Here is a 15,099-nt window from a genome sequence, read left to right as displayed (position 1 = left end):
GACCTCTGCTTCTTCCAGCCCGGAAGATGAAGTCAGTATCGTAAAGAAAAAGTTCGGCGGACTGATAGTCTGTGTTAGCTCAAGCTCTTGCTCCCTCTTTCCGATTATCAGTCGCCAGGCCGATGGACTGCAGATAACCTTTGAGTCAGCCTATTTTTGCAAAAACTATTTTAATCCGAACGATATCAACCCAGAACTTCAAAGCTGTCATCATCAACCTCCGATACAGACACCTGTTCATTGGCTATGGGCAGGGTTCCCCGTATCAGGGCCGTCATTTTTATATAACGGTAGAGACCCGGTGGCAGCAGCTGCTGCAATTCAGCCATAGAGCCGGAGCAGGGCACCAGCTCATCTGCAATCGTCTCGGCTGTACGGGATAACAGACTGGGCACTTCTACAGTTGCACCCGAGGCTTGCTCTTCACGATGGTAAAGCCAGGGCAGGCCGAGGGTATTGGCAAAAAACATCATCGCAGAGTTGTCATCAAAGTTTGTATCCAGCGCCTTGATCAGTCCGAAACTCTTGTCAATCCGGGCATAGATTGCGGCTTTTGAGCCGGCAGGATCAAACAGAAAAAAGCAGATAATGCCGTCAGCACGAATATGTCCTTCCGCCGGAGCCGTTGCAACTTCCGGCTTGAACCCTTCAGCCAGACTGCTGACATACAGCATTTTATGTACCTTGAGTGGTCCCTGTCTTGTTCGCGGCCTTCGGCCGGAATGGTCAACGTATGAGATGGAGTAGGGCGCAGTAAATACGCCGGGAAACAGTCCCAGTTGAATAGCTACAAAATAGGAAGCCTGGCGGGCGGTATGCCGCAATGTCGGTTCGCTGACAAAGTGGAATTCCAAAAAGCGCTTGGCTGATGGCACCCCGTTGGGCTGGCCGGTTCTGATCTCATAGACGATAGAGTCAGGATTATCGGAAACCGCCCGATGGATCAGGGTATTACCAATGACCATACTGCCCGATGGTACAAACACAGTGCACTCCGCAAGCGACTCATGAGTACATTCGAACAATAGCAGCCTTGCCTGAAGTTGGTGGTTTGTATCTGCATAACAAGTTGAGTAGAGTGACAACCTCCCAAATAACAATGCATTAGCGAATGAAGTTAAAGTATTTTAAAAAGAAAATATCCAGCTGGAAGAAAAAGCTTTTCAAACTGTTCCGGCTATCCGCTTCCTCAAAAAAGAAATTCAAAAAGACAAAATATCAGCGCCATACAGGCCAGCATGATCACCAGCCAAGAGGTATCCGCAACAATAACCCGGGCAATATCCGCCATGGTGATAACTGGGTCGGTATGCGCAAAAAGCAGCGGGACAAATCATTTGTCCAGTTTGATGACCCCCGCTATGGGATTCGGGCCATGGCGCGTATTCTGAACAGCTATGAGAGAAGGGGAGTGGTGACCATACAACAGGTGATTACCACCTGGGCACCACCGACAGAAAACAATACTTCTGCCTATGTCAGTAGTGTTTCCAGACAGCTTGGAGTAAAGCCGGGAACGCGAGTAAAAAAAGACCACTATCCACAGTTAATTGCCGCCATCATCCAGCATGAAAACGGCCATCAGCCGTATTCGATGCAGATGATCAGGGAAGGAGTAAATCTGGTTTAACGTGACACTGTCATGGATCTTTTCTGTGCTGACAGGTTAAAAGATCCATGGTGGCGCTGACAGGCTTGCCATGGGGATCGAGAGCAACAGCAATACCCGCCTGACCGACCATTTTATTGACTGTGCGCGGGCAAGCCTGCGGCCTTAGAAACACGGCCTCAATGCCTTTCTTTGTCTGACGCACATCGGCAACCCTGACCCAGACACCACCTGAAGTTGTCGTGAAAAAGTGAAAGGCCACAACTACGGTTTTATTGCTCTGAAACGCCTTTGCAATTTTGCCCGGCACCTGCACATTCGGGTATGCCTCATACCATTGGTCAATGCTGCTAAAGACCCAGAAACTGTGACGACGCCTGTCACGCCCCTGAGCCTGATCATCCTTAAGCAGTTCATAGCCTACATCAGTTTTGATAACCGCATAGTCAAGGCTATCGGTATTTTTTCCAGCAACAGCCGAGCCAGGGACAGAGAACAAAACTGTCACAAGCAGCCCCAGCAGCATCGTCAGTTGTTTCATGTTATTTTTTTCGCTCACAGGCCGGACTGCTCATTCTTGCAGTCACCTTTTGGTTCCCGGCATCAAATACTACAGCGGTGCTGCCAGCTCCCATCTGCTTGTTCACGATTCTCGAACAGGCCCGGGCTCGTTCGAAAATAACCTCAATGCCATTTTCTGTTTGTATCACTTTTACCACTCTGACCCAGGTTCCACCTGAAGTGGTCGTAAAATGCACTGCGGCAATGGCTACAGCTTTACCCTGTTGAAAAGCGGTCTCTATCTCTTTTGGTAGCTTGACATTGGGATACCGGTTGTACCAGTCATTGGCATTCTTGAACACCCACCGGGATCGGTATCTCTTTCGATTCTGATTCCGGTCAGACCTTTTCAATGCAAAGCCAACACCACCAGAAATAACGGTATAACTCAGATTATTGGAAGCCTTTTCTACAGCCGCAGCTTCTATGGTTTCAATAGTTTCCAGGTCTGTAGCGGATACCGATAGCGGTAAAGTGATCAACAAGGCCGCCAGCAGCCAGATGCTATGAACCATTCCCTTCATGACTTTTATCTCCCAAGGCCAATACCTAGGCTGTCGGCAAGGGTTACCGATAAGTTAGCCCTGGGGAAACGTCAGACTTTTCATAAAAACGACATATTTACGGGCTATAACGGGCAGGGCAGATGAGGACGTAATTTGAGAATGACTTTCAATCAGCGTCACTGAAACGCTATGATGCCCGCTTGCCTTCAGCTGGGCTGCAGCTGAAACAGGCAAACATGACAATAAATTTGCTAACGAGAATTCGAATGACAACAAGGTTCAAAACGAACTTTTGTGCAGCAGTGCTGGCTGCAACTGTCTCTGCATCAGCACTGGCAGGTACTGACAAGGCACGCAATGTAATCCTGATGATTGGCGATGGTATGGGCCCGCAGCAGGTCAGTATGCTGGAAAGCTATGCCCGACTGGCGCCCAACTCCATCTATAAAGACGGCCAGACTGCCATGAGCCGGCTAGCAGATGCCGGTACGGTTGGCCTGTCCATGACCTATCCCCATGGTTCCATGGTGGTAGACTCCGCCAGCTCTGCCAGCCAGTTGGCGACTGGCAAGTTTTCTCCTTCAGAGGCGATCGGTCTTGATCAGGACGGCAACGCTGCCCGCACCGTTCTGGAGCAGGCAAAAAGTATGGGTAAAGCCACCGGTCTAGTGTCTGATACCCGTCTGACTCATGCGACGCCAGCTGCCTTTGCGGCTCACCAGCCTCATCGCTCTCTGGAAAACCAGATTGCAGAGGATATGCTGCAAACCGGTGCAGATGTGATGCTGTCCGGTGGCCTGCGTTACTGGATTCCCAAGTCTGCTAACGACAAAGGTGAGATTTACCAGCAACTGGTTGAAATGACCGGTGGTGATATTCGTATCAAGTCCAAGCGTAAAGATGAGCGTAACCTGCTGCTGGAAGCGCAGAAAGCAGGCTATGAACTGGCTTTTAACCGGGATCAACTGGCCAAAGCTGACGACAAGGTACTGGGACTGTTTGCTTACTCCGGGATGATGGATGGTATTGCCTACACCCAAAGCAAGGACAGTGCAGAGCGGGTTCAGCCATCCTTGAAAGAGATGACTGTAAAAGCACTGGACATTCTGTCCCAGGATAAGGACGGTTTCTTCCTGATGGTGGAGGGCGGTCAGATCGACTGGGCGGCACATAATAATGACGCTGCCACAATGCTGCATGAAATGTTGAAGTTCGATGAAGCGGTTGATGCCGTTTATGAATGGGCCAGCAAACGGGAAGACACTCTGGTCGTAGTCACCGCTGACCATGAAACCGGTTCTTTCGGCTTCAGTTATTCCGCCGCCAATCTGCCCCAGCCTAAAAAGCTGCCGGGCGAAGCTTTTGCCAAGCGTGACTACAAACCAAACTTTAACTTTGGCGCACCGCAGATTCTGGATAACCTGTACAACCAGAAAGCCAGCTTCTACGGCATTATCGGAGAATTCCGTGCCTTGCCACCGGCAGAACAAACACCGGCGGCACTGGCTAAAGTTGTCAATGCCTCCGGTCCGTTTACCATTACCGAAGAGCAGGCTGCAGAAGTCCTGAAAACCGGTCCGAACCCTTACCGGACTCCGGGTCACAAATACCTTTCAGCCAAAACCCTGCCTAAGGTAGACGACTTCACTGCGTTCTTTGTCTATGGACAGGATATTCACCTTAACCTGCTGGGTCGGGCATTGGCTGAGCAGCAGAATGTAGTGTGGGGCACAGGTACTCACACCGGCACACCGGTTGCAGTCATGGCCTACGGCCCGGAAAAGCTGATGGATCGGTTTGATGGCCTGCAGCACCATACTGAAGTGGGTCGCAAGTTGATGGAAGCGCTGTAATCCTGATGCTGCCAGAAGTGTCAGGGTTTCAAGCCTTGACACTTCAAATTTTCAACCCGCTGATTTACCCCCAAACACTCATTTAATAAAGCAAGTTATGTAATTTGATAGAAGGGGACATCGAATAAGGTCCGAATCGAGTGGTGCACACCCGATTTAACATAATATATATTATGCGCAATCATGTATTATGAAGATTCACCCGATTCAATGATATCCCATTCCGGAAAATCTCGAAGATTTCTGGCTCTCGTCTGGCATGGCATTGATCCATTTAACCAGCGTCGAACCGTCGTAAAGTCACCCGCAAACTCACTATCCAGCCCTTTATAATTGGGGTTTGCCGTCAACATATTCTTTACTCCGTCCGGTAAGACACCCAGAACCGCATACGGTGGAATACTATGCAGATAATTGACTTCAGCATATGGAGGATCTTCACGCTGCTCACCGGAATGTTCAATAATCACCCCCCACATTCCACGACCATCAATCAAGAATATTGGTGCACGCTCGGAAAACACTCGAGCTGTTTGATAACGACAAGTGGTTGAGATACCTTCTCTACCAGTATTGGACACTCGGCGTTCGACTCCCATTGCCTTGGCAATACGCCAGGATATATCACGCTCATTTTCACTGAACCCCTGTCGTAATTGAAAACCCTGACTGAAAATCAGCTCTTTTGGGCGCGTATCACCTCGAAGTACAAATCCGGAAAAATAGTTTCGTGCGGCCTTTCTGGAAAATCTCTCACCTGAGCGCTCTTCCTCTGTAGTCTGGTCAAAACTATAACGGGATGTTCCTTGCAACAACCACTGCTCCTGCGGTAAATGACCCGTAATAAGCGTGGTTGCCTCCATTAATTCCGGACTGACTTCAAATTGCATGGCACAGCACCTGTCTGCAATACCAGAACAGAATTTGAGACCTGTCTGGTAAACTTATGCCAGATCGATTGACTATACCAAGAGAAGATAATGCATACTTTTGCTTTTCGCCTGAAACCTGATGTTGATCTTCGCACCGGCATAGAACAGTTTGCGGCTGAAAAACAACTTCAGGCTGGCTGCATACTGACGTGTGTTGGCAGCCTGAAACAGGCTCGACTCAGATTGGCTGACGCCACTCAATACCGTACCTTTGAAGGGCCCTTCGAGATTGTTTCACTGACAGGAACGCTGGGTCCAGACGGCGTTCATCTGCATATCAGTGTGGCTGACAGCAACGGTCAGGTTACCGGTGGTCATCTGACAAGTGGTTGCCCGATATATACCACGGCAGAAATTGTGCTGGGAGAAATATCAGGACAGCGGTTTGAGCGCCATCCTGATCCGGATACAGGTTACAAAGAATTGGAAGTTATTTCCGCATAACCCCTGGTACTCTACTCAGGCTTCAGCTTTGCTCCCGGGACTTGTCTCGGGGCAACGCCTTCGCTGAAAGGTGTACTACATTGCAGGCTCCCGGAGTGATCTGCAATACAGCAAAAGAAGCATCTGAAGGTTGAGCCGGTGTGCCTTCCTGACCGGTAATACTGACTTCTATCGGGAGCGCACAAGGCTCAGGGCCTTTACCGATATCATTGACGCAGAGTTCCAGTGTGGTGCCATTGCCGAGCTCAACCAACAACCTGCCCTCAAACTCCAGCGGAATTTTTGTTCCTGATGAATCCACGATAAACAAATTCTGTGTCTTCAAGGTCATGCTCCCTTTATCTCGTTCTGATCAGTTTAAGTTATCCTATAGCAGTTACAGCCCTTCTATATTTCTTCCTCAACCGGGCTCAGTGGAAGGAAATGCTTCACAGATATTTCTTTTATTGTTGTCTTGATTTTATCGACTCAGTGAAGAACCAGCGCTCAGATTTCCAGGCATTCAAGTGGAATCCAGCCACTTGAATTCTCCTTGTCGGAAGCCCAGACCCAACCGTTCAGAGTATGATGGAGGTGAAGCTTGTCACCCGTATTAACATTTAATTCTCTTGCGTTATAGTCCTTCAGAGCAAACGCCCTGCCCTTGCTGGTCTTGAGATACTGTATCGGAGCCCAGCCCTGATTACCGTCAGAGGTTATTACCCAGATCCAGCCCGGATATTCATCATCCCGTCGCCCTACTTCAAATGACTCTCCTTCATTGAAAGTAACAGGGTTTGGATAATTTGACCGGTGGGCAGTAATAACTACAACCTCATCGTCATACTCACGTGACATTTTTGTAATCCATTGCAATACTGAATCGTAATTTTTTATTAGTGCAAGTCAGGTGTTATCGATTGCCCTTAATAGCAGCAATATCCAGGAGATCAACCTCGCGTCCCAGAATGGCCTTGTAATCCAGCAGCGCCTGCTTTGACAAGACAGAAACCTCAAGCCCTAACACCTTCCGTATTGATACTTCAGCAAAGTCGACTTCAAGCGGAACCCACTCCTTAACAGAGCGATCATAAATTTTCATATGATCAGCACTGCCAATTTCGATTTTGACATCTCTATAAATGAACTGAACATATTCCAGATCCCATCCTTCACTAACTTCACAGTAATGCTGTGCCGGTTTTGATATATACGCCCTGCCCGCCTCAACCGCCTGCTGGAAATACTGCGCTGGCACGAACAGGTCAATATCATTCAGTGGTCGGGTGGAGCCATAACTGATTGCCGCCAGCCCGCCGCAGACGGCAAAGGGTATATTACGACGGTTTAATAACTCGACAATCCACTTCAGTGCAGCCTGCTTATTATCCTGCGACATGTCCGCTCCCCTTTTCCCTTTCTCCCAGGTACTGGGTAAAACGCAGCAGATAACCATCCGGATCCTGTACCAGAAATTCTTTCTGGCCGGATAGCATGGAGCCAGTATCGTACCAGACCTCGTTCATATCCCTGTACAGCGGAACCTCTGCCTGCTGAAGCCGGTTATAAACCGGTTCAATATCAGCTAACTCCAGCTGGAAATTTATTCCACGCCCGAAGGGATAGCTCACGTCATCCGTCAGCCAGGCTTCGTCATGCAGTTGCTCCAGCATGATCTGCACCTGCTCGTTTTCCAGATAGGCAAAGTCGGGATTCTCTCGCCTGTTACGAACCGAAAAGCCAAGCAATTCAGTATAAAACTCAAATGACCGGTTAAAATCCGTTACCGATAATTCGGGCACCATCGGGTTCCAGTATTCACTCATTCTCTACAAATTCTTCTTTTTTAGTGGACAGCTTTATAACCCACTGTTTTTGATACTCAGATTCTGGTGCCTGTTCTCCCCTGCTGCGAGAGATCAGTTCAAAGCTATGTTCCGGTTTAACGCCCAACCGGGCTGCCAGCAAGCTCAGGATCATCGATGAGCGCCCTACTCCGCCACGACAATGGAACACAATTTTATGCTTGTGCTGCTGCAACTGCTCCAGCTGATCAATAAATCGGCATGTTGCCAGATCAGAGTCAGCCACCTCATCCCGAATGGGAAAGTTCAGATAAACCAGTCCTGCCGCTTCACAGCAGGCAGCTTCATCAAGCAAGTTCAATGCCTGTTGCTCTTCCGGGGTCAGCATTGAGATAACGGCTTCAAAGCCAAGTTGCTTCAGGCGCGATATTTCTGATGATAATAATTCCCCACCGCGAGGGTGTGGCATGATGGAAAACCGGCCATTACAGAGACCATGAACGGGATAGACTAATGCAGGCTTCATTTTTTATAAGACATCACAGATACGTTCAATAAACTCGCTGGTAATGCTCAACTTCCGGAAACGGCTCATAGAAATGATGTAACAGCTGCTTCCACTGCTGATATTCAGCTGACTGTCTGAAGCCCACGGTATGGTCTTCCAGTGTCTGCCACCGAACCAGCAGAATATAGCGATGCGGTTTTTCCAGACAGTACTGCAACTCATGAGAGATATAGCCATTCATCTGACTGATAATCTGCTGAGCTTCAGCAAATGCGGCTTCAAAGGATTCAGTCTGGCCTGTTTTGACATCCAGCACTGCCACTTCAAGGATCGTATTATCTTGCATCGGACTCTTTTATGACTTCACTCAAGACACGAGAGAAAGTCTCTCTAATGAACAGGAATAAAGGTGCTCTGAATTAATCAATCAAAGCACCATCAAGAGGGACCAAAAGGGCAGAATATATTGTCGTACTAAACAGCTTTTTCAATTGTCGGTGCGGCCTTCTTGTCACGAGGCTTGCGGTTCAGACGCCAGCCAATCAGAAACGCCCAGACACCGGTCAACAGTGGGAATAAAAAGGCTGACAGGGCAAACAGGCCCAGCAGGTTACTAAGGAAAAATGCAAGACCATAGGCAATCGCTGCATCGACCCTTACCTTGCTACTGACTGGTTTCATACCGGTCATCCGGGTTCCGGCCCAATAGCCGAGAGATCCGGTCACTACATGCAGCACCCCGTCTGCTACACCAATCAGTAGCCCCTGGCTCCAGACAATGTCGTAATAAAATGCTGTATAGGTCGACAGCAGAACGGAGATCACAAAAATCGAGAGGGCAAAAACGCCAATATGGTTGTTTATCTTCATAATTCTTATTGTACTGAGCTGATAAAACAAAAAACTGCTTACAGCAGTGAGTCATCCATCGAAATGCGGAATCTACCTACTGCCGATAGAAGGGTTATACCAGAGCCTGATATTATTTTCATGCCGGTTTCTGCTTCGGGTCAGGTTGTACTTTCTTTGCCATCATATGAGATGTAGCGGTGTATCCCAGCTTTTTATAAAAACGGATGGCTTGTTTGTTAAAGCCGGCAACACTTAAAGCGATTTCCTCAACCTGCTGTTGCTGCAAGTGAGATTCCATTTTCTGCATCAGCCGGGCTGCCAGGGTTCTGCCGAAGCAGTCACTGCCACGATACTCCGGCAGAACCACCAGTTCATTTATAAAGCCCCGCCGACAGGACTTTGAAGTAACAGACGCTTGCTGTTTGATGGTGCCGGACACCATCCCGACCATCTTTTCGTTATTGATCGCAACAATGACCTCAATCTGGCCTGACTGGTACAGACTCCAGATATTCTTCTCAGTGCGCTGACAGTCCATTTCTTCAGGAGAGCGGTATCGTTCCGGTTCCTGCTGGTAGTGAAACCGGTCAAGTTCATACATCAGAGGTTTAAGCTGGTGAAAGTCGATATCGGTTGCCAGTCGAATATCACAGACTGACTCCTGCGCCTTGTTCGCAGAGAACCCATTACTTTTCCAGTTTGCCGGTGCAGGTCGCTGAAACCCATCGAAAAGTACACCGCCATACGGCGCAAGTACGGCTTCAACAAGCAGGATTACCTGGCTCGGGTCACCGTCCCTGAACAGGGTTTCAAAGCTGCGATCGAACTTCTGGCTAAACTCTGGATCGACCTGCTGTAAACGACGAGGAATTGCCTTGCCACTGGCAGACCAGTGATTGCTTGCCCGCAGATAAAAATCAGCCAGCTTTTCATACAACTTGCCACCCGAAGCAATCAGCTCCTGATAGTTGCGCGGAGCCCGAATATCATCCAGCAAATCTGTCAGAAAATAGCGTGCCAGATCCCGCTCTTCCGGTCCAAGTACCGGAGGCCCCATTTCAAGATAGCGCCGGGCTTCACTTTTCAGCTTCTGAGAAAATTCATCTGCCGGTGTCAGTTCAATGCCTTCAACAACCATATTCATTAACGATGGAATACCATTGGGCCTGTCTACACGACTGAAGAAGTAATCCAGCGTTTCAGAATCATGAATAAAGGCCTCTACTGGTCGGGAGTGCCAGATATAGGATTCCCGATAGGCATGAGGTAGCGATTCATAGACAACGATCAGGTCCAGATCGGAAAAACTTGTGGCCTTACCCCTTACTGTTGAGCCTGCCAGAAACACCGCCCGGGCATCAACATACCGCTCTTGCTGAACTTGCCGGGCAAGTTCAAGCATGGATTGATCTGGAATCATTATTGTTATGTTCTAAAGCATTATTTTTAGTTCTGAAAACGAACAATACTGAAGATTATTGCCAGATGGAATCTTTGTGGTTTCAGACTACAGTTACGCTCAAACAATGATAAGGCAAAATAAAATGGCAAGGTTGTTTCAGTCGGTCTTGTTGCTTTTTTGTGCTCCAGTTTTAGCTGTCTGGTATCAGTGCCCTCTTTATAACCAGTTTCAGCAACCCATTCTTTACAACCCCTTTCAACAGGTATTTATCTGGTGTTCGGATAATCAGGAAGAGGCTCAACAGGCAGCCCTTCAATATGGTCACTATCTAATGAGCGGGTTTAATTATTTGAGAGAACCTGTCTCCGGTTATCCATTTCATCCTGCAACCCTTCCACAGTTCAGCTGCTCTCCCTTCTCTGGTCAGGCTGCTGTTACTGTCAACCCTGGAATGACAGCCCAGCGTAGGGTTTATCCTGCTCCAGCTCGTTCAACATTACCCGCACTGTATCAAAGCGGACAGCCATCGTATCAGCAAACTCATGCCACACAGTCAGTCAGGTTGCGGTCTGACGGGAATCCAGCAGCTACTTCCAGTCATGTAAATGCCCAGCAAATGCCCACTCCTGTTGAAGATAAGTTAATAAAACTGGGAAAGAGAAAGCGTCCACGAGCAGAAACACAGACGAGTCAGATTGTGATGGAGTGCAACTTGGCAGGACATCTGCGACTAGCTTATTTCCTGAATCCGGATCAGATACATTGCAATGGGTATTGTAAGGAATTCTTGAAAGCTGGCTGGTGCAAGCATGATAAGCCCCCAGTGCAACAATGTAAGTTTTTGCATTTGGATGAGAAAGAATGCAAGACACGAGTGATCTGTCTTTCCTTCATATGTGGAGAATGCGCATCTCCCCGCTGCAATCACTATCATCCATCGATTGAAGTCGCAAGACTGTTGCAAAAGCTGATGCTACAAGAAAAGTGGTTTCCCATTATCAGGTGCAAATATCAGAGTGTGCAGGGACATGATTACACCCAATGCAGTTACCTTCACCTCTACGAGAAGTAAACCTGAGCAAATAGTTTTATGAATCAGACTGATATCATACGCTCTGTCACCTGACTTAAAATCATGAAGCAATGCATAACATGGCTCAAACACACCAACTGCTGGCAGTATACGGCACCCTGCTCAAAGATCTGCGATACCATCATTATCTGACTGATATTGATGCAGAATATATAGGGGAAGGCTTTACCTGCGATCACTATACCCTGTACTCACTCGGCCCCTACCCGGCCGTTGCTACAGATCAGGCAACAAGCCCGGTCAGGGTCGAGGTCTATCGCGTCAGTGACCAGGGGTTAAAGGCTCGGCTGGATGAACTGGAAGATTATCCGTCACTCTATGACCGCTCACAGGTAGCTGTCAGGCTGGAATCGGGACAAGAGATGAAAGCATGGATTTACCATATCCCCGACAAAAAGGTTCGTCACCTGCCGGTTATCGAGGATGGAGACTGGCGACGGTATCAGTCAGTGACATAGCGTACCAGTCGGTCAAGATCCTGTTTGCTCCGTGGGTTTGCGCAAGCTGATTCAAACAGCTGATAGCCATCCAGGTCATTATCTTTCAGCCAGGCCAAACCCTTTTTCGGTCCGAAATACCATAGATCACGCAGCTGAAAATAGATGGGTAACAGCTCAAACTGGAGCCAGCTGTTGCGGTAATGAGCCTCAATATCGTCCTGCCCGGCACGGGCCATCATTTTCATTACCCATTCCCGGGTATGCTGCTTGTCTTCATCGGATAACGGATCGGGGCCCTGACTGATCCTGTGCTGAATAGCATCAAGAAAAGGCAGCCCTGCTCCACGGATATCCCTGACACAGATACCGTCACCCAGTCGCAGAAACTCCGGTTCATCCGGTTTCATGGCATCGGTCGAGTAAATCCAGGCATCCAGAAATACACCGTTAAACAGCCGGGCATCCTTGGTTACTTCAGGGGCATCCACAAAACAGATAATATCGATATCACTGCCAGGGGTAGCATCGCCCCGAGCCCTTGAACCATAAACGATAACAGTATGGGGATTGTATCGGGCTACAACCTCTTTAACGGCCTGTTCGGTAATGCTGTCCATGATCTTTTTATTACTGACGAAAGGCCCATATTATTGCGACTCTGATACATCACTTCCACTGTTCTGAGGCCACCAGTGAAAGTTGCGGGATACCAGATTGGTTTCATACAACATAAAACCCAACCGCTGATACCATTGGGCGGCCGTATTGGTATTCAGTACAGTCAGCTTGACTGGCAGATTTGTATCATGCCCCAGCTGTTTAATCCGCTCCATCATCAGGTTTCCCAATCCCCGTCCCTGAAATTCAGGTTCAACCAGAATCATATCCAGCCAGATATGATCCGGATGGTTACGGATCAGATAAGCGGCAACCGGTTTTCGATCCATTAGCAGAATCATAAATTCTTCCGCAGGCAGCTCGCGGCGAAAGCCCTGGCGTTGAAATGCTTCATCCCAGCCATAAGCCGTTTCAACATGATATTTCATCGTGGCTTTATAAAGCCGGAACAGCCAGTCACTGTCTTGTCCTGTTCCGTTTCTGAACATGATTGAACTCATCCCTGATCTGCTCTCCCATTCTCTCCCGGCAGGAAGGTGAAAATGCTGCGACGTTATGCCACATCACAAATACTACCGCTTCAGGCATTATACGTAAGCGATAATTTTGTGCAGTCCGGTGAGGGCCTATCCGGATCAGGCCTTCACCGGATTTTTACTCAGTTTGCGTTGCAGTGTCCTGCGGTGCATGCCCAACAGCCTTGCGGTTTCGCTGATATTGCCATCATTTTCCAGCAGTATTCGCTGGATATGTTCATACTCCAACCGCTCTACCGATAATGGCCGGTTACTGACCGGAGCCAGCTCTGACTCATCCGGGTTTCTGTAAAGAGCGGCCAGAATCTGTTCAGCATCAGCCGGTTTACACAGATAATTGGTGGCACCGAGCCGAATCGCTTCTACTGCCGTCGCAATACTGGCATAACCGGTCAACATCAGAATACGCATATCCGGGTTAAGTGCTGCCAGTTCAGGAATCAGGGTCAGGCCGGAATCACCTGCCATTTTCAGATCAACAACCGCCAGATCCGGAGTAAATTCCTGCAGCATGGCCCTGCCCTTTTCGGCTGAATGCGCGACACGTACATCCATATCCCTGCGACGCATGGCGCGGGCAAGCACATTACAAAAGATCTCATCATCATCGACCAGCAAAAGTTTGAGGCCGGGCTCTACAGTATCAGACACAACTGGAAATCTCCGGAAATCTTACTTCGGTTATGGTACCTGCAGGTTTTTCACCACACTCGGATCGGGCACTATATATATGTACAGTGCCATTTAATCGTTCAATCGTTGCGACACTAAGTTGCAATCCAAGACCCATACCATCTTTTTTGGTTGAGAAAGTGGTTATGCCCGGATGACGGGCTATTTCCTGATCAATACCTGGCCCACGGTCTTCTATTTGCAGAACTACGCTATCCTGCCGCTGCAGAATACCCAGCTTTACAAAGTCAGGGCTGGCATCAGCGGCATTATCCAGCAGGTTGATCATTGCCATCGTCAGCGACTGATCGGTTTCAATCTGGCAGACAGAACTGGCTGAATAATCAAACCCGACAGGAATTTCCGGACGCATCAGTTGCCACTCATCCAGCAGGGACAGGATAAAGTCCCGGGCCGGGACGATATGGGTATCCTGATTACGGCTTGACTGGACGATTTTATTTAGCCGTTCCTTGCACAGGTTAACCTGCGAACCCAGCAGGCGAATATCGTCTTTCAACTGGGTAGAAGCATCACCGTCTTCTGCCATCTCGCCCAACAGTACACTCATGGTTGATAACGGTGTGCCCAGCTCATGCGCTGCACCTGCCGCCGTAGTGGCGACCGCCAGTATTCTCTCGTTTCGTAATAACTGCTCCCGGCTGGCTGTGATCTCGGCCTTGTGAGCTCTGACAGTATCAGCCATCCGGGCCACAACACCGGTAACAAGACAGGCACAAACACTGAACGTCAGCCACATACCCGCCAGATGCATAATAAACATCGGTTGCAAGGAGTTATGAGCGCTATGGGAATCAACCAGTGGGTGATACCACTTCTGCAGCAAGGTGTAACAAACGATGCAGAGGGTGGTAATCAGCCAGCGTTGCTTGACCGGCAGCAGTGCAGCACTAATAGCAACCGTGACCAGATAGACAAAGATAAACGGGTTGGTGTAACCGCCGCACCAGTAGAAAAACAGGGTCTGCAGCATAATATCTGCCAATAACTGTTTGAACAGTCGGGGGTAGGAAATACCTCTCTGGTGGCGACTGTTGAAGAAAGTATAACTGATCAGTAGCAAGCCGGTCCCGGACACAATCAGTAACGGTGCCCAGTTCAGCTGGATTTCGGTGAAATACAGGGAGGCAAATACCAGTCCGGCCAGTTCCGTCAGCAGGATAATCAAACGGATATTATTCAGACTGTTCAGATTTTTTTGTTCAATCGTTTTCGATAGAGGCATAGCCGTAACTTACATCCGCCGGACAGGCTTTTCCTTCCGGGAT

At 48.7% G+C, this 15,099-nt stretch carries 21 protein-coding genes; 5 read left to right on the top strand and 16 right to left on the bottom strand.

The features are described from left to right. Positions 1–185 precede the first annotated feature (185 nt). Positions 186–986 (bottom strand): hypothetical protein, encoded by an 801-nt coding sequence (locus tag ACYZZ0_RS02250; protein WP_461534942.1) that lies wholly within the window; start codon positions 984–986, stop codon positions 186–188. Between the two features lie 125 nt (positions 987–1,111). Between ACYZZ0_RS02250 and ACYZZ0_RS02245 the strand changes: the two genes are divergently transcribed. Then, the gene (locus tag ACYZZ0_RS02245; RefSeq protein WP_461534941.1) at positions 1,112–1,630 is read left to right on the top strand and encodes a structural protein; all 519 of its coding nucleotides are present in this window, start codon (positions 1,112–1,114) and stop codon (positions 1,628–1,630) included. A 10-nt stretch (positions 1,631–1,640) separates the two neighbouring features. Here ACYZZ0_RS02245 and ACYZZ0_RS02240 read toward each other — a convergent pair whose 3' ends face one another. Beyond that, a complete protein-coding gene (locus ACYZZ0_RS02240; RefSeq protein WP_461534940.1) occupies positions 1,641–2,150 on the bottom strand; it encodes a hypothetical protein in 510 nt (169 codons plus the stop codon). 1 nt (position 2,151) lies between these two features. Next, a complete protein-coding gene (locus ACYZZ0_RS02235; protein WP_461534939.1) occupies positions 2,152–2,694 on the bottom strand; it encodes a hypothetical protein in 543 nt (180 codons plus the stop codon). Positions 2,695–2,942: 248 nt separating this feature from the next. On the opposite strand from ACYZZ0_RS02235, the gene ACYZZ0_RS02230 reads away from it, so the two are divergent. Then, a complete protein-coding gene (locus ACYZZ0_RS02230; RefSeq protein WP_461534938.1) occupies positions 2,943–4,529 on the top strand; it encodes an alkaline phosphatase in 1,587 nt (528 codons plus the stop codon). A 188-nt stretch (positions 4,530–4,717) separates the two neighbouring features. Here the strand turns inward: ACYZZ0_RS02230 and ACYZZ0_RS02225 are convergent, their stop codons facing one another. Further along, positions 4,718–5,419: a hypothetical protein gene (locus tag ACYZZ0_RS02225; RefSeq protein WP_461534937.1), complete on the bottom strand. Its 702-nt coding sequence runs from the start codon at positions 5,417–5,419 to the stop codon at positions 4,718–4,720. Positions 5,420–5,509: 90 nt separating this feature from the next. On the opposite strand from ACYZZ0_RS02225, the gene ACYZZ0_RS02220 reads away from it, so the two are divergent. Then, entirely contained in the window at positions 5,510–5,905 is a 396-nt protein-coding gene (locus ACYZZ0_RS02220) for a PPC domain-containing DNA-binding protein (protein ID WP_461534936.1), read from the top strand. Between the two features lie 22 nt (positions 5,906–5,927). Here ACYZZ0_RS02220 and ACYZZ0_RS02215 read toward each other — a convergent pair whose 3' ends face one another. The 8 genes from ACYZZ0_RS02215 to ACYZZ0_RS02180 form a co-directional block, all read right to left on the bottom strand. Further along, complete coding sequence (locus tag ACYZZ0_RS02215) at positions 5,928–6,230, bottom strand: hypothetical protein (RefSeq protein ID WP_461534935.1); 303 nt, start codon at positions 6,228–6,230, stop codon at positions 5,928–5,930. Between the two features lie 161 nt (positions 6,231–6,391). Next, a complete protein-coding gene (locus ACYZZ0_RS02210; protein ID WP_461534934.1) occupies positions 6,392–6,742 on the bottom strand; it encodes an SH3 domain-containing protein in 351 nt (116 codons plus the stop codon). 55 nt (positions 6,743–6,797) lie between these two features. Continuing rightward, a complete protein-coding gene (locus ACYZZ0_RS02205) occupies positions 6,798–7,283 on the bottom strand; it encodes a hypothetical protein (RefSeq protein WP_461534933.1) in 486 nt (161 codons plus the stop codon). After that, positions 7,270–7,710, bottom strand: a complete 441-nt coding sequence (locus ACYZZ0_RS02200; protein WP_461534932.1) for a bleomycin resistance protein — start codon at positions 7,708–7,710, stop codon at positions 7,270–7,272. The genes ACYZZ0_RS02205 and ACYZZ0_RS02200 overlap by 14 nt, the downstream gene beginning before the upstream one ends. Next, positions 7,703–8,158: a protein-tyrosine phosphatase family protein gene (locus ACYZZ0_RS02195; protein ID WP_461534931.1), complete on the bottom strand. Its 456-nt coding sequence runs from the start codon at positions 8,156–8,158 to the stop codon at positions 7,703–7,705. The genes ACYZZ0_RS02200 and ACYZZ0_RS02195 overlap by 8 nt, the downstream gene beginning before the upstream one ends. A gap of 82 nt (positions 8,159–8,240) precedes the next feature. Continuing rightward, positions 8,241–8,543, bottom strand: coding sequence for an antibiotic biosynthesis monooxygenase family protein (locus ACYZZ0_RS02190; protein WP_461534930.1), 303 nt, complete (start codon positions 8,541–8,543; stop codon positions 8,241–8,243). Positions 8,544–8,671: 128 nt separating this feature from the next. Continuing rightward, positions 8,672–9,067, bottom strand: coding sequence for a hypothetical protein (locus tag ACYZZ0_RS02185; protein ID WP_461534929.1), 396 nt, complete (start codon positions 9,065–9,067; stop codon positions 8,672–8,674). Between the two features lie 118 nt (positions 9,068–9,185). Continuing rightward, the gene (locus tag ACYZZ0_RS02180; protein ID WP_461534928.1) at positions 9,186–10,451 is read right to left on the bottom strand and encodes a GNAT family N-acetyltransferase; all 1,266 of its coding nucleotides are present in this window, start codon (positions 10,449–10,451) and stop codon (positions 9,186–9,188) included. A 142-nt stretch (positions 10,452–10,593) separates the two neighbouring features. On the opposite strand from ACYZZ0_RS02180, the gene ACYZZ0_RS02175 reads away from it, so the two are divergent. Together ACYZZ0_RS02175 and ACYZZ0_RS02170 are read left to right on the top strand one after the other, a co-directional pair. Then, positions 10,594–11,523: a hypothetical protein gene (locus tag ACYZZ0_RS02175; RefSeq protein WP_461534927.1), complete on the top strand. Its 930-nt coding sequence runs from the start codon at positions 10,594–10,596 to the stop codon at positions 11,521–11,523. An 80-nt stretch (positions 11,524–11,603) separates the two neighbouring features. Beyond that, a complete protein-coding gene (locus ACYZZ0_RS02170; RefSeq protein ID WP_461534926.1) occupies positions 11,604–12,002 on the top strand; it encodes a gamma-glutamylcyclotransferase family protein in 399 nt (132 codons plus the stop codon). Here the strand turns inward: ACYZZ0_RS02170 and ACYZZ0_RS02165 are convergent. The 4 genes from ACYZZ0_RS02165 to ACYZZ0_RS02150 form a co-directional block, all read right to left on the bottom strand. Beyond that, positions 11,987–12,601, bottom strand: a complete 615-nt coding sequence (locus ACYZZ0_RS02165; protein ID WP_461534925.1) for a nucleotidyltransferase domain-containing protein — start codon at positions 12,599–12,601, stop codon at positions 11,987–11,989. The two genes, ACYZZ0_RS02170 and ACYZZ0_RS02165, sit on opposite strands and share 16 nt — an antisense overlap. A gap of 30 nt (positions 12,602–12,631) precedes the next feature. Continuing rightward, the gene (locus ACYZZ0_RS02160) at positions 12,632–13,090 is read right to left on the bottom strand and encodes a GNAT family N-acetyltransferase (protein WP_461534924.1); all 459 of its coding nucleotides are present in this window, start codon (positions 13,088–13,090) and stop codon (positions 12,632–12,634) included. Positions 13,091–13,237: 147 nt separating this feature from the next. After that, on the bottom strand, positions 13,238–13,789 hold the full coding sequence (locus ACYZZ0_RS02155; protein ID WP_461534923.1) for a response regulator transcription factor: 552 nt from the start codon (positions 13,787–13,789) through the stop codon (positions 13,238–13,240). Beyond that, positions 13,782–15,056 carry an ATP-binding protein gene (locus tag ACYZZ0_RS02150; RefSeq protein WP_461534922.1) on the bottom strand — a complete coding sequence of 425 codons (1,275 nt, stop codon included), beginning with the start codon at positions 15,054–15,056 and terminating at the stop codon, positions 13,782–13,784. Before ACYZZ0_RS02150 ends, ACYZZ0_RS02155 begins: the two co-directional genes overlap by 8 nt. Positions 15,057–15,099: the final 43 nt, after the last annotated feature.

It is taken from the genome of Spongorhabdus nitratireducens (assembly GCA_947387575.1).
Taxonomy (GTDB): domain Bacteria; phylum Pseudomonadota; class Gammaproteobacteria; order Pseudomonadales; family Endozoicomonadaceae; genus CANDOC01.
This window is presented reverse-complemented; position numbering and strand designations above follow the sequence as displayed.

What these genes read in the sequence shown, in the direction of transcription:
- ACYZZ0_RS02245 (WP_461534941.1), top strand. Translation starts at nt 1,112, where the DNA reads ATGAAGTTAAAGTATTTTAAAAAGAAAATATCCAGCTGGAAGAAAAAG.
- ACYZZ0_RS02240 (WP_461534940.1), bottom strand. Translation starts at nt 2,150, where the DNA reads ATGAAACAACTGACGATGCTGCTGGGGCTGCTTGTGACAGTTTTGTTC.
- ACYZZ0_RS02235 (WP_461534939.1), bottom strand. Translation starts at nt 2,694, where the DNA reads ATGAAGGGAATGGTTCATAGCATCTGGCTGCTGGCGGCCTTGTTGATC.
- ACYZZ0_RS02230 (WP_461534938.1), top strand. Translation starts at nt 2,943, where the DNA reads ATGACAACAAGGTTCAAAACGAACTTTTGTGCAGCAGTGCTGGCTGCA.
- ACYZZ0_RS02225 (WP_461534937.1), bottom strand. Translation starts at nt 5,419, where the DNA reads ATGCAATTTGAAGTCAGTCCGGAATTAATGGAGGCAACCACGCTTATT.
- ACYZZ0_RS02220 (WP_461534936.1), top strand. Translation starts at nt 5,510, where the DNA reads ATGCATACTTTTGCTTTTCGCCTGAAACCTGATGTTGATCTTCGCACC.
- ACYZZ0_RS02210 (WP_461534934.1), bottom strand. Translation starts at nt 6,742, where the DNA reads ATGTCACGTGAGTATGACGATGAGGTTGTAGTTATTACTGCCCACCGG.
- ACYZZ0_RS02205 (WP_461534933.1), bottom strand. Translation starts at nt 7,283, where the DNA reads ATGTCGCAGGATAATAAGCAGGCTGCACTGAAGTGGATTGTCGAGTTA.
- ACYZZ0_RS02200 (WP_461534932.1), bottom strand. Translation starts at nt 7,710, where the DNA reads ATGAGTGAATACTGGAACCCGATGGTGCCCGAATTATCGGTAACGGAT.
- ACYZZ0_RS02195 (WP_461534931.1), bottom strand. Translation starts at nt 8,158, where the DNA reads ATGCCACACCCTCGCGGTGGGGAATTATTATCATCAGAAATATCGCGC.
- ACYZZ0_RS02190 (WP_461534930.1), bottom strand. Translation starts at nt 8,543, where the DNA reads ATGCAAGATAATACGATCCTTGAAGTGGCAGTGCTGGATGTCAAAACA.
- ACYZZ0_RS02185 (WP_461534929.1), bottom strand. Translation starts at nt 9,067, where the DNA reads ATGAAGATAAACAACCATATTGGCGTTTTTGCCCTCTCGATTTTTGTG.
- ACYZZ0_RS02180 (WP_461534928.1), bottom strand. Translation starts at nt 10,451, where the DNA reads ATGCTTGAACTTGCCCGGCAAGTTCAGCAAGAGCGGTATGTTGATGCC.
- ACYZZ0_RS02175 (WP_461534927.1), top strand. Translation starts at nt 10,594, where the DNA reads ATGGCAAGGTTGTTTCAGTCGGTCTTGTTGCTTTTTTGTGCTCCAGTT.
- ACYZZ0_RS02170 (WP_461534926.1), top strand. Translation starts at nt 11,604, where the DNA reads ATGGCTCAAACACACCAACTGCTGGCAGTATACGGCACCCTGCTCAAA.
- ACYZZ0_RS02165 (WP_461534925.1), bottom strand. Translation starts at nt 12,601, where the DNA reads ATGGACAGCATTACCGAACAGGCCGTTAAAGAGGTTGTAGCCCGATAC.
- ACYZZ0_RS02160 (WP_461534924.1), bottom strand. Translation starts at nt 13,090, where the DNA reads ATGTTCAGAAACGGAACAGGACAAGACAGTGACTGGCTGTTCCGGCTT.
- ACYZZ0_RS02150 (WP_461534922.1), bottom strand. Translation starts at nt 15,056, where the DNA reads ATGCCTCTATCGAAAACGATTGAACAAAAAAATCTGAACAGTCTGAAT.